This is a genomic window from Pelistega ratti (assembly GCF_009833965.1).
Lineage (GTDB): Bacteria > Pseudomonadota > Gammaproteobacteria > Burkholderiales > Burkholderiaceae_B > Taylorella > Taylorella ratti.
The window spans coordinates 1,814,887-1,838,295 of record NZ_CP047165.1; the positions used below are offsets into that span (position 1 = coordinate 1,814,887).

Here is a 23,409-nt window from a genome sequence, read left to right on the forward strand (position 1 = left end):
CTCGCTATGCTCGCAAAACTCGCTTTGTCATTCATTATTTTTCCGTGCTTTTGATGTAATTTATTTTTACTTGATAAAAATAGGATTAGAAGCTTATTTTTAGCAATAAAACGGTATTTATAAAAGCACTGCAAACAATGTTGAGTCGCAGTTGTTCGCTATGCTCGCAAAACTCGCTTTGTCAATCATTATTTCTCCATGCTTTTGGTAAAGTTTATTTTTCCTTATTATAAAAAATTATCGCTTATTACCAAGGATGATAATAAGCGATAAATATGAGGCAAATTATGCCTTATCTTTTTTCGCTTTTCTTGCTGGTTTCTTTGTAGTAGTTACTTGATGACTATTCTGCATAAACTCAGCTAAAACAGCCCCTGTATGGGAGTGTTTTTTCTGTTTAATTAGTGTTTCTGGGCTACCACTAGCAACTAATTGTCCACCACCAGTGCCGCCTTCTGGTCCCATATCAAGAATCCAATCTGCTTCTGCCATAATATCAAGGTTATGTTCAATAACAACAACGGTATTGCCGGTATCCACAAGGCGGTGAAGAACATGGATGAGTTTCTCTACGTCTGCCATTGATAAACCCACTGTTGGTTCGTCTAAAACATAGAGGGTATGAGGCTGACGAGAGGCTCGTCCTGTTTTTATCACACCTGTATCTAAACGTGCTTTTACAAGTTCTGAAACGAGTTTAATACGCTGTGCTTCACCTCCTGATAGGGTAGGAGAGGCTTGTCCTAGGGTGAGATAACCTAAGCCAACATCTTGCATGAGTTGTAATGGGCGTAATACTTTAGGATGGGCTGCAAAATAAGGGATAGCATCATCAATTTCCATACGAAGCACTTCGCCCACTGTTTTTTCACGAAGACGTACATTTAGGGTGTCGGGGTTAAAGCGATTGCCATGGCAGGCTTCACATGGTACTTTAATATCAGGTAAGAAACTCATTTCTACCGTCCGCATACCTTGTCCTTCACAAACAGGGCATCGACCAGCCCCTGTGTTAAATGAAAAACGAGAGGCTGTCCATCCGCGGATTTTGGCTTCTTGTGTTTGTGCAAACTGTTGACGAACATCATCCCAAAAACCAATATAGGTAGCAGGGCAAGAGCGAGGTGTTTTTCCAATCGGGGTTTGATCGACCTCTAATACTCGGTCAATCTGTTCCCATCCGACTATTTTTTGACAACCAGTCCATGATGGTTTGTCTTTACTACCCACAACTTGTTTAAGGTTATGGAGCAGAACATCTCTTGCTAAGCTAGACTTACCAGACCCAGAAACCCCTGTAATGACACTGAGTTTCCCTAAAGGAATCTGTGCATCCACTTGTTGTAAATTATGTAAATTAGCCCCTTTAATTTGAATCCATGCTTGATCATCCGTTATTTCCCGTCTTGGTTTAATGGGGTGTTGAATAGGGTGTGCTAAGAATTTACCCGTGAGTGATTGAGGATTATTAATAATATCTTCATAACTTCCTTGAGCAACAACCGTCCCACCTCTGACACCAGCACCGGGGCCTATATCAATAATATGCTCTGCCTTACGGATAGTATCTTCATCATGTTCAACCACCACTAAGGTATTACCGTTACCTTCTAGTTTGCTAAGTGCTTCTAAGAGAATACGATTATCCCTAGGGTGTAAACCAATAGTAGGTTCATCTAGAATATAGCAAACCCCTTGTAAATTAGAACCCAGTTGAGCGGCAAGGCGAATACGCTGAGCCTCTCCTCCCGATAAGGTGGGTGATGAACGGTCTAGTGTTAAGTAATTTAACCCTACAGATTGCATAAAACGTAAACGATTTTTGATTTCTACCAGAATATCCCGAGCAATCTCTGTTTCTCTTTTATCAAGCTGAACATGCATGAAGAAATCTTGAGCCTCTTGTACAGAGAATTGGCTAATATCGGTAATGGATTTATCTTGCCAACGAACGGCACGAGCTACAGGATTAAGACGAGTGCCTTGGCATGATACACAAGTACCTAGATATTCTCCGTTTTCTTCATGTTGTAACCAAGCGTTTTCTTCCCCGGTTTGTTCTGCATCAAATCCTGCAATGGTTAAACCTGTACCAAAACAACTCGTACACCAACCATGTTTAGAGTTATAAGAAAATAAACGTGGATCAGGTTCAGGGTAACTGGTATGACAAGAGGGGCAAACACGCTTACTAGAAAAATGCCGTTGTTCGCCATAAAGCTCGGTAAAAGAGGCTTTTTTGAGGAGTTGATGTAAGATACTCATTACCCCCTCACCATGTTGTAGGCTAAGAGCTATCCCTTGAATAAGTGTTTTTTCTTGCTGTGGTGAAACCATTGTATCGAGTACCGGTAATTCAATGGTATGTTCCTTGTACCTATCAAGACGAGGCCAAGGAGATACAGGAATAAACTCACCATCTACCCGTAAATGTGTGTAGCCTGCTTTTTCAGCCCATTTAGCGAGATCCGTGTAATACCCCTTACGTGCAGTAACCAGTGGTGCAAGTAAAATAATACGTTCACTCTTATAGTCATGCATAATATGTGCAAGGATTTGTTCTTTGCTAGAGGGAACAACAGGGACATTACAATTAGGGCAATATTGTGTACCAAGTTTAACGTAGAGGAGACGTAAAAAATGGTGAATCTCAGTCATTGTTCCAACGGTTGATTTTCGACCGCCACGACTGGTTCTTTGCTCTATCGCTACAGTAGGTGCAATACCGTAAATGGCATCAACATCCGGTTTACCTGCAGGTTGTACAACGGCTCTTGCATACGCATTAAGTGATTCTAAATAACGGCGTTGTCCTTCATTAAATAAAATATCAAAGGCTAAGGTAGATTTACCTGAACCTGATACACCCGTAATGACCGTAAATTTCTGATGAGGGATATTCACAGAAATATTTTTAAGATTATGTTCTCTTGCATTAAGAATTTCTATCTCTTTAGGCTGATTATGCTGTATTTGATAAGAAATTGTTTGATCAGATAAATATGCTTTGGTATGAATAACAATCTCTTTTTCGTAATTTTTAAGCGCAACGCCTGTGAGGGATTGAGGATGGTGACTTAAATCAATCGGTGTTCCTTCGGCAACAATCATCCCACCGTTTTCACCGCCCTCTGGGCCAAGATCAATAATCCAATCTGCGGCACGAATAACATCAATATTATGCTCAATAATAATAAGAGAATGCCCTGCTTCCAATAGCTTACGGAAGGCTCGCATTAAACGTGCCACATCATCAAAATGTAAACCAGTAGTAGGTTCATCAAATAAGAAAAGATTACCTTTATAAGCAAGGGTCTTGGCTTTAGCACTAAGTTTTTCTGCTTCTACTAAATGCCCTGCTAATTTTAACCGTTGTGCTTCCCCTCCAGATAGGGTAGGAACAGGCTGACCAAGGCTAACGTATTCTAAACCGACATCAATGAGAGGTTGTAATTTACGTTTAATTTCTTTTAATCCTTTAAAGAAATCCAGTGCCTCACTGACTGTCATAGCTAATACATCAGCAATAGAGGCAGAATGACCAAGGTGTTCTAGTTTAACCTCTAATATTTCAGGTCTAAAGCGTTTTCCATCACAATCAGGACAACGTAAATACACATCAGAAAGGAATTGCATTTCAACGTGTTCAAAGCCTGTTCCACTACAGGTGGGGCAACGTCCATCACCACTATTAAAGCTAAATGTTCCCGCAGTATAGCCTCTTTCTCTGGCAAGTGGTGCTTGTGCAAATAGTTGACGAATTGTATCAAATGCACCGACATAACTTGCAGGGTTAGAACGAGTTGTTTTGCCAATAGGTGTTTGATCGACCATAATCACATCAGCGATTTGCTCTGCACCTAATAGTTGCCGGTATGCACCAGGTGATTCGGTGGGTTTGCTGAAATGTTTGAGTAAGGCTGGATATAACACATCTTGGATAAGTGTTGATTTACCTGATCCTGATACACCTGTTACGCAGACAAGACGATTGAGCGGAAAGGCAACATTAATATTTTTGAGGTTATGTTCTTTTGCTCCTTCCAATATTAGTTTGGGTGTATTGGGTAGCACTTTCATAGGAAGGGGAGATTCAACCCGTAACCGTCCACCTAAGTATTGTCCTGTTAATGTATTGGCTTGGCGTAATTGTTCGGGTGTTCCATCAAAAACAATTTCTCCGCCACGTTCACCGGGGCCAGGGCCCATATCAAGAATACGGTCAGCAGCAACCATCACTTGTGGGTCATGCTCAACGACTACTAAGGTATTACCTGCTTGACGTAAGCGTTTCATGACTTGCACAATTCTGTCCATATCATGAGGGTGTAAACCGATAGAGGGCTCATCTAACACAAAAAGTGTATTGGTTAAGGATGTTCCTAAGGCGGTTGTGAGATTAATTCGTTGAACCTCTCCGCCAGACAGGGTGCGACTTTGACGATCAAGACTGAGATAAGAGAGTCCTACATCATTAAGGTAGTTTAAACGTGTACGAATTTCTGTTAAGACAAGTTCAATGGTGCTATCTTCGCCAAAATCCTCTTCGTTAAAGAATTGTTGAATATTCGCAATGGGTAATCTCATTAAGTCATGGATACATAGCCCGGGTAAAGCATCTAGTTGCTCTGGTGTCCATGCCGTACCGACTGGCATAAAGCGAGTATAATTTGCTTGTCTTTCTGCTGTTTGTGTGCCAATTCGCCAGAGGTTGGCTTCTGGTTTTAAACGAGAACCATGGCAGGTTTCACAAGGCTGATAACTCCGATACTTAGAGAGCATCACACGGATATGCATTTTGTAGGATTTACTTTCTAAGTAGTCAAAAAAACGAGCTACCCCATACCACTGGGTTTTCCAACCTTGCTTGCTATCCACAAAGTCTTCATCCCCTTGGATAATCCAATGTTTTTCAGCTTCTGTTAAGTTTTTCCATGGAATATTGGTACGAATACCTGCTTTTTTAGCATATTTCATCAGTTCATCTTGGCATTCGGCATAGGTGGGTGTTTGCCAAGGTTTAATAGCACCCTCTGCTAGTGTTTTATTTTCATCAGGGACAACTAAACCGTAATCAATCCCCATTGTGCGTCCAAAACCTCGGCAAGCCTCACAAGCACCTAATGGTGAATTAAAGGAAAAGGTGCTAGGAAGTGCTTCTGAATAGGAAATATCACATTTAGCACAATGTAGATGTTGGCTAAAGTTCCATTGATAAGCATTGCCCCCCTCATCATTAAGGGCATAGATACGGAGTTTGCCTTGTCCGTAAAGAAACGCTGCTTCAATAGCTTCTGTTACGCGTGTTTTTTCTGCCTTGCTAAAGCGGAAGCGATCTTGTACAACATAGAGTTCACGGAAACTTTCTTCATTTTTTTTCTTAGCGGTAGAGGTTGTTACAGTATGAATCTGTTCATCATGAATGCGTGTATAACCTTGTTGCTCTAAAAAACTTTTAACTTCTTCTTCGGTGTAATTATTAGGGATACGAATAGCAAATGTCAGAATAAGACGGGGGTCTCCTGCGGCTTGACTTAATGTTTTAAGTTGTGTGTAAATGGTCTCACTGTTGTCGTGCTTTACTTCTTGTGCACATTGTCGGCAGTAGAGTTTAGCGGTACGGGCAAATAATAGTTTGAGATGATCATTTAATTCGGTCATTGTCCCTACCGAACTACGAGAGTTGCGGACAGGGTTGGTTTGGTCAATAGCAATTGCTGGAAGAATACCATCAATATGATCCACATTGGGCTTATCCATCCGATCTAGAAACTGTCTAGCATAGGGGGAGAATGTTTCTACATATTTACGCTGACCTTCTGCATAGAGTGTATCAAAGGCTAAGGAGCTTTTTCCTGACCCTGAGACACCAGTAATAACGGTTATTTCACCCGTATTAAAAGCAACATTAAGGTTTTTTAGACTATTTTGTTTTGCGCCGAAGAGTCGAATTTGATGATCTGACATAATGCGTATTGATAAGGTGAAAGTAAAGGGTTATTTTAACAGATGGGTAATTTATAGATAAAGAATATATGGGAGATAATGAGGGATATTAAAGAGAAATTTTATGTGTAATCGTTACAAATTGTTTGGGTGTATATTATTATTGAGTATATAAAGAGTAGTTAAGAAAATTATTATAAATAGTTTAAATATAAATTTTAAAATTAAACAGATCATTTTATGAAGAAAACGCTTTATAAATAATGTTGTTTCTCTGGTTGTTTTTTGTGCTACTGACAAAATTTGTTTGATTAATGGCTATTACGTTGTGTTTTTTATCAATAGTATTGATTAGAGTGAGTGGGTTTTCTTTATATACTTTTATTTGAATAATAGAAAAATTTATAGTGCTATTTAAAATATATATCCTAATTTTGAGTGAATAAATAGCCATTTTATAAAAGTGTTATAACAAAAGTATCACTATAGTGATAGACTATATTGACCAATGGATAAGGGGAAAATGATGCATAAAAGATTACTTGGTATTACGATGGGTGATCCGGCAGGGATTGGTCCAGAGCTAATTGTAAAGTTACTGTATAAGGGCGTTTCTGTTCCTTTTGTCGTGTATGGTGATGAACAGAGTCTTTATCGTGCGGCGGCATTTTCAGGTTTACCCTGTCCATTTATTTATCACTGCCAATCGCCAGAGGAAGCAAGTGCTGTATTATTAGATGCTTCAGAACAGTTTATTATTCCCTTAATAAATGCAGGTATCGATTTAGGACAAGATTTTGTATTAGGGCAAACAAGCCGTGAAGGGGGGGAAGCAAGCTATGCTTTCTTAAATAAAGCGATTGATCATGCCTTGAGTGGTGAAATTGATGCTATCGTAACAGCCCCTTTACATAAAGTATCTTTAAAATTAGCTGGATATCATTTTCCCGGTCATACTGAAATCTTAGCGTATCGAGCTGGTGTGGATCATGTGGGTATGATGCTCTTAAATGATGAAATCCGGGTTATTCTGGTAACGATTCATATGGCATTGGCTGATGTCCCCCACTATATTACCCCTGAAAATGAAGCGATAGCAATTCGTTTGGCACACAAAGCTTGTCAGCAATTAGGTTTAGTACAAGGGCGGATTGCCGTTGCTGGCTTAAACCCACATGCAGGGGAAGAAGGACGTTTTGGACGAGAAGAGATAGAAGTCATTAAACCGACCATTGAAGCGCTACAAGCAGAGGGAATTTTAGTCAGTGGGCCATACCCGGGAGATACTATTTTTATGCGAGCCAGACAAGGTGAGTTTGATATTGTAGTGGCACAGTATCATGATCAGGGTTTAATTCCCGTGAAGTATTTGGGGGTTGATTCTGGTGTAAATGTAACGGTAGGACTTCCTTTTATTCGGACTAGTGTGGATCATGGGACGGCATTTGATATTGCGGGTAAAGGTATGGCGGATGAATCTTCTTTGCGAGAAGCCTTTATGTTAGCGGTAAAAATGCTGGGAAGTGCCTAGTGTTTGTTTCACCATAAGCGATTATTTTGTACTCAATAGGCGATAAAACAACATATTTCGGTGTAAAGTATCAGAAAATATCCTTTTCTTTTAAAAATAGGCTAAACTAGAGGATTACTTAGTCTGATGTTCGGAGAAGAAAATGGCAGAAGTTAAACGCAATCGCCGTAATACTCTAGAGCGCCGTTGTTTAAGCAAATCTTTCAAACGTTTGTTTGTAGGCTCTCCAAAGGGTACATTTAAAATGCTAGAAAAAGTTAAACGCGTATAATTGGGTTTAGCATCTAGTCGATAACACATTGTATTGACAATGTTGTTAGTAGAATTGAAAGCCAAGATTCCTTGTGATTCTTGGCTTTTTGCCTTTGTTTTATATACTTTTAATCTTATGCTACTATAAATATCGCTTGCTTTTATCTCGATTGGACTGAATATGCTACCCTTTACGGTGATGACACCTACTTTTAATCGGGCAACGACTTTGCCTCGTGTTTATGAGAGTTTATTAGCTCAAGATTTTAAGGATTTTGAGTGGTTGATTGTGGATGATGGTTCTACCGATCATACGAAATCACTGGTGGAATCTTGGATAAAGGAACAAAAAATAAAGATTCGCTATGTTTGGCAAGAGAACCAACATAAAAAAGTTGCTTTTAATCATGGCGTGCGAGAGGCAAAAGGGGTATTACTTGTTGCCTTAGATAGTGACGATACCATGTGCCATGATGCCTTAAAGCATATGTGGTCAATATGGTTATCACTAGAGAATAAAGAGAACTACATTGGCATTACAGGGCTTTGTGCAAGACCTACAGGTGAAGTAGTCGGTGATGAGTATCCACAAGATAAAATGACACTAAGCTCATTGGATATGTATTTTAAATATAAAGTAAGGGGTGAGAAATTTGGGTGCTTGCATACAGCCGTTTTACGACAATTTCCTTTCCCAGAAGATATACAAGGTTTTGTACCTGAAAGTCTTGTTTGGAGAGCCATTGCTAGAGCAGGGTATAAGACATTATTTATTAATCATATTTACCGTATTTATTTTGAGAGTGGAGATTCTCTTTCTCATGAGGGGAATATTAATGTGGAAAAGCATGCGCTGGGTTTGTTATTACTTGCTAAAGATATGGTAAATGATTGCTTGCCTTGGTTTCGCTATCAACCTAAAGAATTTATTAAGGCGGCTATTCGTTATAACCGCTTTGTGCGTATCTTAAAGAAAAGAGGGGATACTATTCCTCCTCAAGCCCAACTGACACATTGGCAAGCCAAATTATTGGTGGGTATGACTGCGCCTGTTGCTTATTTCTTGTATAAGTAGTGTTACTTGTTATATTACTCGATAGGGTTCTTTTATTTACAAAGATTTAAATGTAGTTAATAATTATCATTTTTATTTATATAAAGGAGAACTTATGGTGGGTATAGAAATAGTATTAGTATTGATTAAGGCTTTCGTGCTGTATCTTATTATTCCACTTTTTCTAATAAGAATGGTAGGTGACAAAATTATTGCTTTTCTGTGTATAGATAGAGAAGATCAAAAGAGTACAGATTTACTGTTTATGGCTATTGGTATAGTTGTGCTAGTAGGTATATCTTTTTTAGATTCTAATGTAGAGTCTATGAGGCGGGGTTTTATTATTGTAAGTTTATCCGTAATAGTAACTATTATTCTTCATAAATCTATACTAGGGTTTATGGTGTCAAATCTGGATAAAGAGTATATCGACTCACAAAAGGGAAGGGTATTATTTTTTGTACTGCTTTTTATAACAGTGTCGGTAAGTACTGTTATTACTAGAAAATTCTATCTGCTTTATCAATAAAAATATTTTTTGACCGTAAAGGAGGAAGAAAGCGCAGGACTATACAAATATTAATTTAGGGTTAATCAAATAGAATTCTGTTTTACTTTCTTTTAAAGAGAATTCATTTGTCATATTTATAAAAATAATTTAGTATTAATTGGTTTCTTTTATTTACAAAACATTAAAAAATAATTATAATGAGAATTATTTTCATTAACGAAATATTACATGGGAGGGTTAAATATGGGGCAAGAAATTGAATATAGTTTATATCTTATTGAAAATATTAAATTTCTCTTCCTTTGTGTTTTTCTTCCTGCTTTTATAACTCGTATTATTATAAAGGGAATAATGATTTTACGGTATGGAGAAGAAAATAATAAAAAAATACATGAAAATTTAGTGTTATTTATTTTTCCTTTAATGGTGGTTTTGTCTATCTTTTTAACAAAAGATTCTGTTTTTAGTTAAAAATAGATGAATATTATAAGGTAAGTATATGAATTATTAGATTATATGAATGTAACAAGATAGTAGGTTATTTTAGAAGAAAGCCTTTATTGGATATTTTTAGTATGGAATATTTAAAGAATTTAGTTATTGGTTTTATTATACCGATAGTTTTGACGATTTTTGTTGTTAGAGGAGTAAGTTTTATATTATATGGTAGTAAATCGGATATAGATATAAGAGTAAGAGGGAGAAAATTTATGGAGATGGTGCTATGTGGATTGGTATTAGGAGGCTTTCATGGATTAAGTAAAAAATTCCATTTGATTAAAGATGTATTTCCTTTTTTTTAATATCAAGTATAGCAAAGGCGATGGATGTAGTTATTGCTAGAGATAAGGATGAAAAATGTTAAATGATTTATTCACTATTATATTTAGTTTTGAATATTTTAAACGAGTTATGGTCTTTATTATTCTAGCTGTTATAACTCGAATAATTACCAGAGGAATAATGTTTAAATTATATGGAAGTGAAGATAATAAAGAAGTTAAGGAAGTTTTAGGAATCTTTATATTTTTTATTGTTATATTATGTGCCCATTTTATTAATAGAACTTTTCATTTAATAGAACTCTTCATTTTTTGATTAAGTAAAAATAATAGTAAATACAATAATATCAGCTAGTTAGTAGATTTTATATAAATTATTATTATAAATAACCATTTATATAAAATATAAATATTTTGTAACTTTAAGTGTTTTATTTATCAGTATTAAAGGGAGGAATAAATGTTAATTAACATTCCTGTATCGGTTAAGCAGTTTAGAGAAGAGTATTTTTAGTAAAAAACTTTTTTGATTCTAACTTATAAAATTAAACTACTAGGGTTTATACTTATTCACAAATTATTTATAAAAATTAATAATTATACAAATAAAAATTATTTGCAATAATTTATTATATTTTTATTTTGTGTAGTTTTTAGTATAGTTAATAGCTTATTTTAGGAGGCTTTATGAGAGAACTAAGAATAGATGAGTATCAATTAGTTGTGGGTGGATTGATTCCTTTAAGTGCGGGTGGTGGGGGACCTGCAGGAGGAGGTGGTGGAGGTATTGGAATTTCGGCTGGTATAGGTGCATTTACAGGTGCAGGATCTTATATGGGGGGTTCAGGAAAGAAAGATCCCATAGAATTAAGTACTGCGATGCTTAGTGGTGCGTTAGGGGGAGCTATTGCTGGTATTTCTCAATCATTTGGGACTGTAGGTGCAGGTGCAGTAGGAGGTTTTGTGGGAGGTTATGCTGACAGTATTTTAAAAGGGATGTTCCAAAATAATAATACATCTAATAAACCTGAGCATGGAGAGGGAGATGGGTGTGATTATTGCTAGATATAAGATTGGGGGAAAGTATGTTAGTGGATTTTTTCTTTGCTATTTTTAGTTTTAAATATTTAAAATTTATTGTTATTGCCGCTGTTATTCCTGTTATGTTAACAAGTTTTATTACAAAAAAGATAATGTTTTGGTTATATGGAGATGAAGGAGATTTTCAACTTAGAGATTCTATATCAGGAGTTGTCGTTATTATTATTTTATTTTTTGTACAACTCTTAAATGAAAAATTTCACTTATTTTGATAGAAAAGTTATTGACGGTTAATTTTATCAATTATGAAGAAATCTTGCGAAGTTGCTTATTTCAGGATGGTTGTTAGTTGGGATATACGCATTCTGTTTGTAGTAGGTATTTTCAACAGTGTTATCTATCAATAATTAATGGGAGGAATAAATGTTAATTAACATTCCTGTATCGGTTAAGCAGTTTAGAGAAGAGTATTTTTAGTAAAAAACTTTTTTGATTCTAACTTATAAAATTAAACTACTAGGGTTTATGCTTATTCACAAATTATTTATAAAAATTAATAATTATTGCAAATAAAAATTATTTGCAATAATTTATTATATTTTTATTTTGTGTAGTTTTTAGTATAGTTAATAGCTTATTTTAGGAGGCTTTATGAGAGAACTAAGAATAGATGAGTATCAATTAGTTGTGGGTGGATTGATTCCTTTAAGTGCGGGTGTGGGGGACCTGCAGGAGGAGGTGGTGGAGGTATTGGAGTTGCTGCTGGTACAGGTGCATTGGCAGGTGCAGGGTCTTATATGGGAAGTTCTGGAAAGAAAGATCCCATAGAATTAAGTACTGCGATGCTTAGTGGTGCATTAGGAGGAACTGTCTCCGGAATTTATCAATTAGGAGGTGTAGTTTCTGGTGCATTCGGTGTTTTTTTTGGAAGTTATACTGAAAGTGTTTTAAAGGGTACATTCCAAAATAATGATACATCTAATAAACCTGAGCATGGAGAGGGAGATGGGTGTGATTATTGCTAGATATAAGATTGGGGGGAAAGTATGTTAGTGGATTTTTTCTCTGTTATTTTTAGTTTTAAATATTTAAAGTTTATTGTTATTGCTGCTGTTATTCCTGCTATGTTAACAAGTTTTATTACAAAAAAGATAATGTTTTGGTTATATGGAGATGAAGGAGATTTTCAACTTAGAGATTCTATATCAGGAGTTGTCGTTATTATTATTTTATTTTTTGTACAACTCTTAAATGAAAAATTTCACTTATTTTGATAGAAAAGTTATTGACGGTTAATTTTATCAATTATGAAGAAATCTTGCGAAGTTGCTTATTTCAGGATAGTTGTTAGCTGGGATATACGTATTCTGTTTGTAGTAGGTATTTTCAACAGTGTTATCTATCAATAATTAAAGGGAGGAATAAATGTTAATTAACATTCCTGTATCGGTTAAGCAGTTTAGGGAAGAGTATTTTGAGCAAAAACCCTTTTTGATAAAGAATGCAGTTAAAAAGGAGAATTTACTTTCTTGGAAACATATCAATGAAATACTACCAAGATGTAATCTTATTTCTGAGAGTAAAATTAAGCTGATGTACCAAGGGAATAAGCTCGCTAAAGAAGCGTACCTAGAGCAATATGATGATTTAGGAACTATTCGATATAAGTTTCATCAAGAATCCTTGTATAACTTTATGCGTGCAGGGGCAACTTTAGTCGCTAATGGTATTGTAAATGAACCTCACCTAGATATATTTTGCCAAGAGATATCATCTTTTTTAGGATGTCATACTTTTGCCAGCCTGTATATTGCTTTTAATTCAGAACGTTCTTTTAAAAATCATTGGGATAGTCGAGATATTTTTGCGATACAGATGAAAGGTAGAAAAAGATGGTTAATCTATAAGCCTACTTTTCCTAATCCGCTCTATATGCATAAAAGTAAAGAAATGCCTTTATATCAGTGTGATACTTCAGAGGTTTATATGGATATTATGCTAGAAGAAGGTGATGTCTTATACTTACCTCGTGGGTGGTGGCATGATCCTATTCCTGTAGGAGAAGAGACTGTCCATTTGGCAATTGGTATATTTCCTCCTTATGCAAATAATTATTTAAACTGGATTACTAAAAAAGTAGTAGATAATGAGGTAGCAAGAAAATCATTACACTCTTTTGCTCAAGATGAAGTGTTGCTTGAGGAATTAGCGAAAGTAACAAGTGATAGCATAAAGGATAGAGCAAACTATATGAGATTCTTAGAGGAGTTTTATGATTCAAAAAGAATAGAATCTCCGTTAAATCTTGAAATATTTGCCAATCATAAAAATACTTCATTGTCAGAAGATACAAAGATAGGGTTTATCAGTAAAAATCATTGGCATGATAAATACCAAAAGATTATTGCGAATGGGTATGGTATTGCTATTGATGAAAAATTTAAACCTATTTTAGAACACTTACAACAGCCATCAAGTATTGCATTACCTGATTTGCTTAATTCGATAGAGAATGAAGAGGATAAACAAAGTATTTTGGATTTACTTTGGAGTCTTTCATACTTAGGTATTTTAAAAATACAGAGTTAATTTATTCATAAAATTGTCTTATTGATTTTACTTATTATTTATTAATCATTTTATGTTGTTTAGACAAGAAGCTTTAGATAATCGTAAGTGGAAAAGTAGGGCAATTTTAGACTCTAAAATACCTGCTTGGGTAATATGTACAGTTAGTTTTTCATTCATTATATTCTTTATTTTATATCTCATTTTTGGTAGCTATACTCGAAAAGAAGCCGTATTAGGTGAGATTGTTACAGATCCTCATGCAATTATATTGCCATCGCTCAAGTCAGGATATATTTCTGAGGTGATAGTATCTGTAAACCAATCTGTTCAGAAAGGTCAGGCACTATTTAAAATTAAAGTAGAACGGGTGACTGATAGAGGTAATATTGATAGTAATTCAATAGCATTTTTACAGCATCAAATAGAAGAAATAGAAAAAACAATTACATTGTTAAAAGAGAATAAAGAACAAATGATTGTAAATATGGAACAACAGTTAGCCAATAATAGGTCTGTATATCAGGATACTAAAAATTACTTAGAGGAAACCAAGAAAACAGCGATTAGCCATCAGAAATTAGCTGATAAATATCGGCAGTTACTCAAGCAAGGTATTATCAGTAATGATGAATATCAATTGCAAGTCAGTCGATATTTCCAAAGTAAGGATACAGGAAGTGATTTACAGATACAGCTGATGCAACTAGATGCCACAAAGCTTAATCTGCTTAATGATGTAGAATCTAAAAAGATGGATTTTGATAATCAAATACTTCAGTATGCTGTACAAAAAAGTAATTTACAAATTCGGTTAATGGAACTAGAGGCATCTTCTGAAATAGTTATTAACTCGCCATCTGCAGGAAAGATAGAGTCTGTTAGTGTTACACAAGGTCAAATGATTAGAGAGTCTGATACATTGGCACAAATTATTCCTGCTACGAATAGTGAATATAAATTAATTATATGGGTTCCTAATAGTGCAATTCCTTTTGTAAAAGAAAATGATAAGGTAAGTATTCGTTATGAGTCATTTCCTTTTGAGAAATTTGGGCAGTTTAAGGGAGTTATAGAATCTATTTCGACCTTACCAGCTACTGCACAAGAGTTGTCTTTATATAAAAATGTTCCTCTTTTAGAAAATCCAAATAATTCATTATACAAAGTCATTGTTTTAATTGATGATCAAATTGTTCGCTATCAAGATAAACAATTTCAGTTTATTAATGGTATGAAAGCAGAGGTAACTTTATTTTTAGAAAACCGTAAATTGTATGAATGGATATTTAAGCCTATCCACCATTTAACAAAAAATATGGAATAACTACTATGCATAAATTAAGTTTTGATTTTTTTAGAAAAGTACCTGTTATTCTTCAATCAGAAATTAATGAATGTGGATTAGCTTGTTTAGCTATGGTAAGAGGATTTTATGGGGATAATTTAAGTTTATCTGATTTAAAAAGGCAATATGGTTTTTCGTTATCAAGAGGTATGAATTTAAAAAATCTTATTGATATAGCTCAACAACTAAATTTTATGACGAGGGCAGTGTCATTAAATTTAGAGGAGCTTTATCAATTAAAGTTACCTTGTATATTACATTGGGATTTTAATCATTTTGTGGTATTGGTAAAAGCAAGTAAAAATACCTTTACTATTCATGACCCTGCATTTGGAAAAAGAAAAATAACAAAAAATGAATTATCAATGCATTTTACAGGGATAGCACTTGAGATATGGGCAAATATACAATTTAATAAGAATTCAATAAAATCAGACAAAATAAATCTTTATGAATTATTTAAAAATATTGTAGGTTTAAAGTCCTCATTGTTAAAGATTTTTGCTTTGTCATTATTAATTGAATTAATTGGCTTACTTATGCCAATGGGAATGCAGTTAGTAACTGACCATATTATGCATGCAAAAGATAAACCTTTATTGCTTGTTGTTTGTCTAGGTTTATTTTTCTTTATGTTTTTTCGTAGTAGTGTGAGTATGCTTCGGGCTTGGATATCTTTAAAAATGAATTATTTAATAGATTTTCAATGGACAGCTAGTTTTTTCTCTCATTTGCTAAAATTACCTTTAGATTTTTTTGAAAAAAGACGAGTGGGTGATATTCAATCAAGATTTGCTTCGTTACGAACAATACAAAAAACGCTAACAGGTAGTGTGGTCTCATTTATTATTAATACCATTATGGTTATTAGCTTATTTACCATGATGCTTATTTATGGTGGATGGCTAACTTGGATTATTTTTGGTTTTTCTTTTCTTTACTTATTATTACGTGCATTTACTTATTTTACTTATCGTCGCTTGAATGAAGAGCAGATCATTAAACAGGCAAAAGTTAGCTCTCATTTTATGGAAAGCTTATATGGTATTACTACTTTAAAATTAGGATTAAATAAAAAAAGAGAAGAATATTGGATGTCCCTAAATGCTGATACTTTTAATACATCTATACGAATAGCTAAGTTCGATATGATGTTTTCAGGGATATATACTTTTATTGAAACTTTTGAACAAATATTAGTTCTAGGGTTAGGTGCTTTATTGGTAATAGAGAATCAAATGACATTAGGAATGTTTATTGCTTTTAATGCATATAGAGGTTCTTTTTCAGGAAGGATAGAGAGTTTAATTAATATTATTTTCAGTCTAAAAATGTTATCTCTTCACTTAGATAGAATTTCAGATATAGCATTACAGGATACTGAAAAGGATAATCTAAGATATATTGTGGATAATAATGAAGGTAGGCAATTAGGTAAAATAGAAGTAAGGAATTTATGCTTCCAATATGATCAACTAGGTAAAGAGCTATTTTCTAATCTTAATCTAACGATTGATTCAGGAGAGAGCGTAGCTATAGTAGCACCTTCAGGCTATGGTAAAACAACTTTATTAAAATTAATGGCTGGATTATTAATTCCTAATAAAGGAGGAGTTTATTTTAATGAGAAAGATATTATTCATCAAATAGGCGTTAATAATTACCGTCAATATATCGCTTATGTCCTACAGAATGATAAATTCTTCTCTGGGACTATTTTAGAAAATATTACTGGTTTTGAAGATGAATATGATATGAATTGGGTAATAGAATGTGCAAGGATAGCTAATATACATGATGAAATTATGTTAATGCCTATGCAGTATGAAACAATATTATCAGAGTTAGGTGGTAACTTATCTGGAGGACAGCAACAACGTTTATTTATTGCAAGAGCAATTTATAAGAAGCCCCAAGTCATTTTTATGGACGAAGCGACTAGTCATTTAGATAGAGAAAATGAAAAAATCATCAATAAAGCTATCAAAAATCTAAGTATTACACGAATAATTATTGCTCATAGAGAATCTACTTTACAATCAGTTGATAGAATTATTCATTTGCCAACCTAATAAATGAAAAGAATACTACCTTAATTAATAGTATTCTCTATTTTAAATTTAGAATATATTTTATCCTAGAAATATGCTTTATTATTTTCACCTATTATCTGTAATTGGGTTTATCACACATTAATACTTCTAATGCCAAATCTTCCTACCTAAATAAGTCCCCTTATTCGGCTGAGAAGCTGATTCTTCAGCGTTATCCTCATCAAGATCATCATCGTCAAACTCACCATAATCATCTAGCTTATCTTGTAGTGCCATTTCTTCTATTAAATCGGTGTCTGTCATACCAAAAGGTAATAATAAGCTAATATCATCTGACCAATCGACTTCTTCGCCTTGGTAGTCAATACGTGTATAGGTGAGAGGGGGTTCACCAACTTGGATCCCCCAAAGAAATTCACAGTTATAAATACTACGATTAAAGTCTTCTAATAAGGCTGACGCACCAATTAGGCGGGCAGAGGGACCTCCCATTTGCATAATAACCGCTTCTGGATCAACGTCTTGATTAACCTCTAATGGGGTACCAAAAGCAATCCATTCATAACCCTCTTCGGTTACATCTATTTCAGCCAGTACAGGTTTACCCATATAAGCACTGAGTGCTTCAACGGTTTTAGAAAGGAGTTCAATATCTTCTTTGGTAAATGTTTGGTTCATTGTTTTACAACCATAATAAGCAATAGTTAAATTGTAGCGAATCTGTCAATACTTTACCATACCTGAAATAGCAGAGAGAGTGATCAATAGTTTGGTAAAATAGGCTTTTATAGACAGGTATGTAATCGTTTTTATAAAAACAGTACCATCATATATTATTAGATTAATTTATTTTTAGTGATTAGATATGGCTCAATACGTTTTTACTATGAATCGTTTAGGTAAGATTGTTCCGCCTAAGCGTCAGATTCTTCGTGATATATCGTTATCTTTTTTCCCGGGTGCTAAGATTGGTGTATTAGGGTTAAATGGTTCTGGTAAATCAACACTTTTAAAAATTATGGCAGGTCTTGATAAGGACATTGAGGGTGAAGCTACCCCTATGCCTAATTTGAATATTGGTTATCTACCACAAGAGCCTCAATTAAACCCTGAGCATACTGTCCGAGAGGCGGTAGAGCAAGGGTTGGGTGCTGTCTTTGCAGCGCGTAAACGATTAGAAGAAGTCTATAATGAGTATGCCGACCCTGATGCTGATTTTGATAAATTAGCTGCGGAACAAGCTGAGTTAGAAGCCATTATTGCAGCAGCGGCTTCTAGTGGAGCAGACGATATTGAGCATCAAATGGAAATTGCGGCAGATGCCTTACGGTTACCGCCGTGGGATGCGGTAGTAGGGCATTTATCAGGTGGTGAAAAACGCCGTGTTGCTTTATGTGCCTTACTTTTATCTAAACCAGATATGTTGTTATTGGATGAGCCGACTAACCATTTAGATGCAGAAAGTGTGGATTGGTTAGAGCAATTCTTACAAAAATTCCCGGGAACTGTTGTTGCTGTTACGCATGATCGTTATTTCTTAGATAATGCGGCTGAGTGGATTTTAGAGCTTGACCGTGGTCATGGCATTCCGTGGAAAGGTAATTATAGTTCTTGGTTAGAGCAAAAAGAAAATCGCTTAAAACAAGAAGAAAACCAAGAGTCTGCTCGTCAGCGTACGATTAAAAAAGAGCTGGAATGGGTACGTCAAAATCCTAAGGGTCGTCAAGCAAAATCTAAAGCACGTCTTGCTCGCTTTGAAGAATTGTCTTCTTATGATTATCAAAAACGTAATGAAACACAGGAAATTTTTATTCCTGTCGCAGATCGTTTAGGTAATGAAGTGATTGAGTTTAAAAATGTGAGTAAAGCCTTTGGAGATCGCTTACTCATTGATAATCTAAGTTTTAAAGTGCCAGCTGGGGCTATTGTCGGGATTATTGGTCCTAACGGTGCGGGTAAATCGACCCTCTTCCGTTTAATTACTGGAAAAGAACAACCCGATTCAGGTGAAGTGCTTATTGGTAAAACAGCCAATATTTCTTTTGTAGATCAATCCCGTGAAGGGCTTGAGAATGAGAAGAGTGTCTTTGAGTATATTGCAAATGGGGCAGATTTATTAACTGTTGGTAAATTTGAAATGCCTGCTCGTGCCTATTTGGGACGTTTTAATTTTAAAGGATCTGATCAGAATAAACAGGTTGGTTCATTATCGGGTGGTGAGCGTGGTCGTCTGCATATGGCAAAAACCCTTATTAAAGGGGGTAATGTTTTATTATTAGACGAGCCTTCTAATGACCTTGATGTGGAAACATTGCGTGCTTTAGAAGATGCTTTACTTGAATTTGCAGGTAGCATTATGGTGATTAGCCATGACCGTTGGTTCTTAGATCGTATTGCTACTCATATTCTTGCTTTTGAGGGAGATTCGCAAGTGGTCTTCTTTGATGGTAATTATCAAGAGTATGAAGAGGATAAAAAACGTCGTTTAGGGGTAGAGGGTATTCAACCTAAACGTATCCGTTATAAAGCCTTGAAGTAATTTATTTAGTGTTAGAAGGGGAAAGCATATTTCCCCTTCTTTAATGGAAGATAGTATTTTGATAATAGATTGATACAATTTTTTGTTACTAAGGCTAGCATAGAAAGAAAATTTTTGTTAAGCTAGTCAGGTAGATAGATGTTATTCCTCAAGGAGTTTATGATGAAAATATTTACTAAAATTGTATTGGTTTCAACCGTTGCAGTAGCATTATCAGCATGTGGTAATTTGAGTACTCGTGATAAAAGCACTATTGCTGGTGCAGGTATCGGTGCTGTAGCTGGTTCTGTTCTTTCTGGCGGTAGTGGCTGGGGAACTGCTGGTGGTGCTGCGGTAGGCGGTGTTATCGGTAATCAAGTGGGTAAATAGATTTATCCTTTAGTAAATAGTATAGTTAAAATACCCTGTAAGATAAAATCATTTTACAGGGTATATTTTTGGGAAGTTGCTCATAAAAATACATTGGAAAGTTTGTATTGATACTAAGTCTGTAGGGTTTCGATATATTGGTGAAATAAGGGGGTTAAGCGTAAACCATAGGTTTAATACAATATATTTTTTAACCTTTTACAGCAATAATAATTTACTAAAGATAAACTTTAATCCTAAAAATAAGGTTTTATTCTGATGATAGGGTTAAATCCAATGTACAATGAATAATTAGCTTATTGAATGTTATATTGAACGCTTATGTTGCAAGAATTGGATCAAGTTACTGCCCGTGTGGTGCAAGTTACCGAAATGAGTCATCGCTTACTTACAGAGCGAAATCATTTATTAAATCTTCTCAAATCGACTGAAGAAACCGTTAGTCAATTAAAAGAGCAATTAACGGCTCAGCATCAAGAGATTTCTGTTCTAAATAGTGAATTGAGTACACAGAAAGAGACGGTACTAAGTGAAAACCAGTCTCTGCATCAGCAGGTAGAAACGCTTACTCATAAGGTACAAATGTTAGAATCGACACTAAGTCAAGCCAAGTCAGAAATACAACATTTGCGTGAAAATGCGCGTTCAGTCCGAAATCGAGTATCTCATGTTCTTGAAAATTTACCGCATAATAGTGCAGCAGAAGGGGTATAAAAATGGAACGTGTAGAAGTGAGTATTCTTGATCGTCAATTAACATTGAGTGTAGAGAGTGCAGAGAAAGAGAAATTACTATCTTCTGTCAAGCATGCGGATCAGTTGATGCAAGCGATTAAAGCCTCTTCACCTAATCTATCACCAGAGCGTATTGCGATTATGGCAAGTATTAAATTAGCCTCTGATTTAATGAGTATGGAATCAGGCGATGGCCCTTTTAAAGGCGTGCAATTTGGTGATTTTAAGAGTAAAATAGAGGATATCAATGCAATGCTTGATAAGAGCATTAATGCATTAAAAACCATTGAATAATGGTACATACTGTTTTGCCCTGCTGTAGTCGTGACCTTGGTCATTCATCTCTTACCTATGCGTATGGCACAAGGTGGTACATTTGTGAAGTGGGAGCGATTGTCGTTTACCGATGAACCCGAAACTTTACTCTATTCCGCTAAAATTGAACTTTAGGGTTCGAGGTGCCGACCTTGACGCTATAAGCGGGGCTTCTTAATTTATATAGCGAGTCCTTTTTAGGGCTCGTTTTTTTTGATTTATATTGTTTTTCAAGGAGTTTTTATGCGTCAAACAATAGCAAAAAAAATAGTAATGGGAGCCATTCCTTTTCTACTATGGCAAAGTTCATTAATGGCTCAACCCCTTGTAGAGTCTGCTGATTCACGAACAGAATTAAATTTTATAACAACAATTTCTGAAGAAGTAGATGCAGATACCGTTAAACTGACTTTTTCAAAAAAATTAACAGGTAAAAATCAAAAATCTCTGACAGAAGAATTAAATAAATCCATTAATGCAGTTATCGAAAAAGGTAAGCAAAATCCAGCATTAACAGTGCGTACGGGTGATTATAATTTCTGGAGTCGTAGTGATAAAGATAAAAGTATCATTTGGGAAATGCGAGGTGAGGTAGATGTGATCAGCCGTGATTTTGAAAAAGCACGAGAATTTATCGTGAGTACCAAAGATGATATGACGTTAGATGGTATTCATTTTAGCTTATCAAAAGAGGCTCAAAAAAGTACGGAAGATGCTTTGCTAACTAAAGTAGCAGAGGCCTTTAAAGTAAAAGCAGATGCAAGTGCTAAGGCATTTGGTTTTCAAAATTATACAATTAAATCCATCCGTTTAGATACAAATTCAGCACAAAACCGCCCCTTGTTGATGAGTGCGCCTAAGATGATGAGAGCCGCCTCATTTGATGCTGAGGCGGGAGATGCGGTGCGTTTATCTGGTGGTAAGATTGATGTAACGGTTAGTGCTGATGCTTCGATTGTTTTGTACTAAGTACAAAGATAGCTATTCCAGCCAGAATCATGGGCAATGATAACCATTGTCCCATGCTAAACCCTAGTGCTAAAAAACCAAGGTGTGCATCAGGTTCACGGGTAAACTCTACAATAAATCGGAAGAAACCATACCCCATTAGGAATACCGCACTGACTTGACCTGTAGGGCGTTTTTTACTTGAAAAAATCCAAAGAATAATAAAAAGACTAAACCCTTCTAATGCCATTTGATAAAGTTGAGAAGGATGACGAACAGCCCCATCACTATAAGGGAAAATCATTCCCCAAGGTGCATCAGTTACTCGACCCCAAAGTTCCCCATTGATAAAATTACCAATACGACCAGTCGCTAGTCCTAGAGGCACGAGAGGAGCAACAAAATCACTGATTTGGAAGAAAGTTTTTTTCTCTTGACGGGCAAACCAAAGCATAGCGATTAATACACCGATTAATCCACCATGAAATGACATTCCCCCATCCCATACTTTGAATATATCAAGAGGATTTTGTAAATAAAACAAAGGTTTATAAAATAGGACATAGCCTAAACGACCACCAAGGATAACGCCTAAAATACCATAAAAAAGTAGGTCTTCAAAACGGGTTAGACTAATATCTAATGCCCCTTGCTTCACACGGTAGCGTCCTAATAACCAAGCAAAGAAAAAGGCTAATAGGTACATAAGTCCGTACCAATGCACAGGGATATAGAGTGTGCCGATAATGGGTAGCTCAAAAGGACCTATAGCAATAGCAACAGGATTAATATGAGGGAAACTTAGCATAGGGTCTATTCCATAGAGATTGATGGTATGATTAAAGATTAAAGTAAAGAGCCTACCATTTTAGCAGAGGATACTATGATGATAAGATTGTTTTTTAGACTTGCCTTTCTTTTTTTCTGCTGTTCACCGCTTGCCTATGCAACAGATAATGATGCGGAAATGTTGAAACTTTTTAAAAATAAAATTTGTTTAGGCTGTCATCAAGTGGATGCTAAAAGAGTAGGGCCTTCATTCAATATGGTACGCGAAAAGTATCAACAAGATAGTGAGATGACAACAGATATATTAGCAACCCGTATCCGTAGGGGTGGTAGTGGTGTATGGGGGGCATTACGGATGCCACCACAACCTAAAGTTTCTCAAGAAGAGGCGCTTTTAATGGCACAGTGGATATTGGGAAAGGGAGAGTAACTATTTCCCGGTATTTTTCTTGGGCTAGATTGAAGTAAATACAGAAACGACTAATATGTTATTTTGTTTAAATAAGTATTGTCTGTGTTCAAATGAGAGTGGTATTGTTTGAATAAGCTGTTTTTACCATATTACTTTATAATGAGAATATTAATACTTTCAGTAAGTAGGGTTGATAAATTCAATAAAAAGGATAGT

Annotated in this window: 23 protein-coding genes; 20 read left to right on the forward strand and 3 right to left on the reverse strand. The window is 35.3% G+C overall.

The window, feature by feature from the left end:
* Nucleotides 1-285: 285 nt before the first annotated feature.
* A complete protein-coding gene (gene uvrA, locus F9B76_RS07935) occupies nucleotides 286-5,967 on the reverse strand; it encodes an excinuclease ABC subunit UvrA (RefSeq protein ID WP_159991634.1) in 5,682 nt (1,893 codons plus the stop codon).
* A 502-nt stretch (nucleotides 5,968-6,469) separates the two neighbouring features.
* Between uvrA and pdxA the strand changes: the two genes are divergently transcribed.
* From pdxA to F9B76_RS08000, 14 genes are all read left to right on the forward strand, one after another.
* Nucleotides 6,470-7,477, forward strand: coding sequence for a 4-hydroxythreonine-4-phosphate dehydrogenase PdxA (pdxA, locus tag F9B76_RS07940; protein ID WP_423805506.1), 1,008 nt, complete (start codon nucleotides 6,470-6,472; stop codon nucleotides 7,475-7,477).
* A gap of 142 nt (nucleotides 7,478-7,619) precedes the next feature.
* On the forward strand, nucleotides 7,620-7,748 hold the full coding sequence (locus tag F9B76_RS10445; protein ID WP_268895672.1) for a hypothetical protein: 129 nt from the start codon (nucleotides 7,620-7,622) through the stop codon (nucleotides 7,746-7,748).
* A gap of 162 nt (nucleotides 7,749-7,910) precedes the next feature.
* Nucleotides 7,911-8,804 carry a glycosyltransferase family 2 protein gene (locus tag F9B76_RS07945; RefSeq protein WP_159991635.1) on the forward strand — a complete coding sequence of 298 codons (894 nt, stop codon included), beginning with the start codon at nucleotides 7,911-7,913 and terminating at the stop codon, nucleotides 8,802-8,804.
* Between the two features lie 94 nt (nucleotides 8,805-8,898).
* Nucleotides 8,899-9,312, forward strand: coding sequence for a hypothetical protein (locus F9B76_RS07950; RefSeq protein ID WP_159991636.1), 414 nt, complete (start codon nucleotides 8,899-8,901; stop codon nucleotides 9,310-9,312).
* Between the two features lie 225 nt (nucleotides 9,313-9,537).
* Nucleotides 9,538-9,765: a hypothetical protein gene (locus F9B76_RS07955; protein WP_159991637.1), complete on the forward strand. Its 228-nt coding sequence runs from the start codon at nucleotides 9,538-9,540 to the stop codon at nucleotides 9,763-9,765.
* A gap of 104 nt (nucleotides 9,766-9,869) precedes the next feature.
* Complete coding sequence (locus F9B76_RS07960) at nucleotides 9,870-10,097, forward strand: hypothetical protein (RefSeq protein WP_159991638.1); 228 nt, start codon at nucleotides 9,870-9,872, stop codon at nucleotides 10,095-10,097.
* 666 nt (nucleotides 10,098-10,763) lie between these two features.
* Entirely contained in the window at nucleotides 10,764-11,141 is a 378-nt protein-coding gene (locus F9B76_RS07965) for a hypothetical protein (RefSeq protein ID WP_159991639.1), read from the forward strand.
* A 20-nt stretch (nucleotides 11,142-11,161) separates the two neighbouring features.
* On the forward strand, nucleotides 11,162-11,389 hold the full coding sequence (locus F9B76_RS07970) for a hypothetical protein (RefSeq protein WP_159991640.1): 228 nt from the start codon (nucleotides 11,162-11,164) through the stop codon (nucleotides 11,387-11,389).
* Nucleotides 11,390-11,768: 379 nt separating this feature from the next.
* A complete protein-coding gene (locus F9B76_RS07975) occupies nucleotides 11,769-11,945 on the forward strand; it encodes a hypothetical protein (RefSeq protein WP_159991641.1) in 177 nt (58 codons plus the stop codon).
* A complete protein-coding gene (locus tag F9B76_RS07980; protein ID WP_159991642.1) occupies nucleotides 11,915-12,142 on the forward strand; it encodes a hypothetical protein in 228 nt (75 codons plus the stop codon). Before F9B76_RS07975 ends, F9B76_RS07980 begins: the two co-directional genes overlap by 31 nt.
* 21 nt (nucleotides 12,143-12,163) lie before the next feature.
* On the forward strand, nucleotides 12,164-12,391 hold the full coding sequence (locus F9B76_RS07985) for a hypothetical protein (protein ID WP_159991643.1): 228 nt from the start codon (nucleotides 12,164-12,166) through the stop codon (nucleotides 12,389-12,391).
* A 151-nt stretch (nucleotides 12,392-12,542) separates the two neighbouring features.
* Nucleotides 12,543-13,706, forward strand: coding sequence for a cupin domain-containing protein (locus tag F9B76_RS07990; protein ID WP_159991644.1), 1,164 nt, complete (start codon nucleotides 12,543-12,545; stop codon nucleotides 13,704-13,706).
* Between the two features lie 52 nt (nucleotides 13,707-13,758).
* On the forward strand, nucleotides 13,759-15,012 hold the full coding sequence (locus F9B76_RS07995; RefSeq protein ID WP_201289301.1) for an HlyD family secretion protein: 1,254 nt from the start codon (nucleotides 13,759-13,761) through the stop codon (nucleotides 15,010-15,012).
* Between the two features lie 5 nt (nucleotides 15,013-15,017).
* Nucleotides 15,018-17,105, forward strand: a complete 2,088-nt coding sequence (locus tag F9B76_RS08000; protein WP_159991645.1) for a peptidase domain-containing ABC transporter — start codon at nucleotides 15,018-15,020, stop codon at nucleotides 17,103-17,105.
* A gap of 129 nt (nucleotides 17,106-17,234) precedes the next feature.
* Here F9B76_RS08000 and F9B76_RS08005 read toward each other — a convergent pair whose 3' ends face one another.
* Nucleotides 17,235-17,765, reverse strand: coding sequence for a hypothetical protein (locus F9B76_RS08005; protein WP_159991646.1), 531 nt, complete (start codon nucleotides 17,763-17,765; stop codon nucleotides 17,235-17,237).
* 187 nt (nucleotides 17,766-17,952) lie between these two features.
* Here F9B76_RS08005 and ettA point away from each other — a divergent pair, with 187 nt between their 5' ends.
* From ettA to F9B76_RS08030, 5 genes are all read left to right on the forward strand, one after another.
* The gene (ettA, locus tag F9B76_RS08010; protein ID WP_159991647.1) at nucleotides 17,953-19,626 is read left to right on the forward strand and encodes an energy-dependent translational throttle protein EttA; all 1,674 of its coding nucleotides are present in this window, start codon (nucleotides 17,953-17,955) and stop codon (nucleotides 19,624-19,626) included.
* Nucleotides 19,627-19,788: 162 nt separating this feature from the next.
* Nucleotides 19,789-19,995: a glycine zipper 2TM domain-containing protein gene (locus F9B76_RS08015; RefSeq protein ID WP_159992162.1), complete on the forward strand. Its 207-nt coding sequence runs from the start codon at nucleotides 19,789-19,791 to the stop codon at nucleotides 19,993-19,995.
* A 321-nt stretch (nucleotides 19,996-20,316) separates the two neighbouring features.
* The gene (locus F9B76_RS08020) at nucleotides 20,317-20,709 is read left to right on the forward strand and encodes a hypothetical protein (protein ID WP_159991648.1); all 393 of its coding nucleotides are present in this window, start codon (nucleotides 20,317-20,319) and stop codon (nucleotides 20,707-20,709) included.
* 2 nt (nucleotides 20,710-20,711) lie between these two features.
* The gene (locus F9B76_RS08025; protein ID WP_159991649.1) at nucleotides 20,712-21,023 is read left to right on the forward strand and encodes a cell division protein ZapA; all 312 of its coding nucleotides are present in this window, start codon (nucleotides 20,712-20,714) and stop codon (nucleotides 21,021-21,023) included.
* A 264-nt stretch (nucleotides 21,024-21,287) separates the two neighbouring features.
* Nucleotides 21,288-22,013: an SIMPL domain-containing protein gene (locus F9B76_RS08030; protein ID WP_159991650.1), complete on the forward strand. Its 726-nt coding sequence runs from the start codon at nucleotides 21,288-21,290 to the stop codon at nucleotides 22,011-22,013.
* On the opposite strand, the gene lgt is transcribed toward F9B76_RS08030, so the two are convergent.
* Complete coding sequence (lgt, locus tag F9B76_RS08035; RefSeq protein WP_159991651.1) at nucleotides 21,982-22,800, reverse strand: prolipoprotein diacylglyceryl transferase; 819 nt, start codon at nucleotides 22,798-22,800, stop codon at nucleotides 21,982-21,984. The genes F9B76_RS08030 and lgt overlap by 32 nt on opposite strands.
* A 75-nt stretch (nucleotides 22,801-22,875) precedes the next feature.
* On the opposite strand from lgt, the gene F9B76_RS08040 reads away from it, so the two are divergent.
* Complete coding sequence (locus F9B76_RS08040; protein WP_243140627.1) at nucleotides 22,876-23,211, forward strand: c-type cytochrome; 336 nt, start codon at nucleotides 22,876-22,878, stop codon at nucleotides 23,209-23,211.
* Nucleotides 23,212-23,409: the final 198 nt, after the last annotated feature.

What these genes read in the sequence shown, in the direction of transcription:
- F9B76_RS07945 (WP_159991635.1), top strand. Translation starts at nt 7,911, where the DNA reads ATGCTACCCTTTACGGTGATGACACCTACTTTTAATCGGGCAACGACT.
- F9B76_RS08000 (WP_159991645.1), top strand. Translation starts at nt 15,018, where the DNA reads ATGCATAAATTAAGTTTTGATTTTTTTAGAAAAGTACCTGTTATTCTT.
- F9B76_RS08040 (WP_243140627.1), top strand. Translation starts at nt 22,876, where the DNA reads ATGATGATAAGATTGTTTTTTAGACTTGCCTTTCTTTTTTTCTGCTGT.
- pdxA (WP_423805506.1), top strand. Translation starts at nt 6,470, where the DNA reads ATGATGCATAAAAGATTACTTGGTATTACGATGGGTGATCCGGCAGGG.
- F9B76_RS07970 (WP_159991640.1), top strand. Translation starts at nt 11,162, where the DNA reads ATGTTAGTGGATTTTTTCTTTGCTATTTTTAGTTTTAAATATTTAAAA.
- F9B76_RS07955 (WP_159991637.1), top strand. Translation starts at nt 9,538, where the DNA reads ATGGGGCAAGAAATTGAATATAGTTTATATCTTATTGAAAATATTAAA.
- F9B76_RS08025 (WP_159991649.1), top strand. Translation starts at nt 20,712, where the DNA reads ATGGAACGTGTAGAAGTGAGTATTCTTGATCGTCAATTAACATTGAGT.
- lgt (WP_159991651.1), bottom strand. Translation starts at nt 22,800, where the DNA reads ATGCTAAGTTTCCCTCATATTAATCCTGTTGCTATTGCTATAGGTCCT.
- F9B76_RS07975 (WP_159991641.1), top strand. Translation starts at nt 11,769, where the DNA reads ATGAGAGAACTAAGAATAGATGAGTATCAATTAGTTGTGGGTGGATTG.
- uvrA (WP_159991634.1), bottom strand. Translation starts at nt 5,967, where the DNA reads ATGTCAGATCATCAAATTCGACTCTTCGGCGCAAAACAAAATAGTCTA.
- F9B76_RS07950 (WP_159991636.1), top strand. Translation starts at nt 8,899, where the DNA reads ATGGTGGGTATAGAAATAGTATTAGTATTGATTAAGGCTTTCGTGCTG.
- F9B76_RS08015 (WP_159992162.1), top strand. Translation starts at nt 19,789, where the DNA reads ATGAAAATATTTACTAAAATTGTATTGGTTTCAACCGTTGCAGTAGCA.
- F9B76_RS07960 (WP_159991638.1), top strand. Translation starts at nt 9,870, where the DNA reads ATGGAATATTTAAAGAATTTAGTTATTGGTTTTATTATACCGATAGTT.
- ettA (WP_159991647.1), top strand. Translation starts at nt 17,953, where the DNA reads ATGGCTCAATACGTTTTTACTATGAATCGTTTAGGTAAGATTGTTCCG.
- F9B76_RS08030 (WP_159991650.1), top strand. Translation starts at nt 21,288, where the DNA reads ATGCGTCAAACAATAGCAAAAAAAATAGTAATGGGAGCCATTCCTTTT.
- F9B76_RS08020 (WP_159991648.1), top strand. Translation starts at nt 20,317, where the DNA reads ATGTTGCAAGAATTGGATCAAGTTACTGCCCGTGTGGTGCAAGTTACC.
- F9B76_RS07980 (WP_159991642.1), top strand. Translation starts at nt 11,915, where the DNA reads ATGGGAAGTTCTGGAAAGAAAGATCCCATAGAATTAAGTACTGCGATG.
- F9B76_RS08005 (WP_159991646.1), bottom strand. Translation starts at nt 17,765, where the DNA reads ATGAACCAAACATTTACCAAAGAAGATATTGAACTCCTTTCTAAAACC.
- F9B76_RS07985 (WP_159991643.1), top strand. Translation starts at nt 12,164, where the DNA reads ATGTTAGTGGATTTTTTCTCTGTTATTTTTAGTTTTAAATATTTAAAG.
- F9B76_RS07990 (WP_159991644.1), top strand. Translation starts at nt 12,543, where the DNA reads ATGTTAATTAACATTCCTGTATCGGTTAAGCAGTTTAGGGAAGAGTAT.
- F9B76_RS07965 (WP_159991639.1), top strand. Translation starts at nt 10,764, where the DNA reads ATGAGAGAACTAAGAATAGATGAGTATCAATTAGTTGTGGGTGGATTG.
- F9B76_RS10445 (WP_268895672.1), top strand. Translation starts at nt 7,620, where the DNA reads ATGGCAGAAGTTAAACGCAATCGCCGTAATACTCTAGAGCGCCGTTGT.
- F9B76_RS07995 (WP_201289301.1), top strand. Translation starts at nt 13,759, where the DNA reads ATGTTGTTTAGACAAGAAGCTTTAGATAATCGTAAGTGGAAAAGTAGG.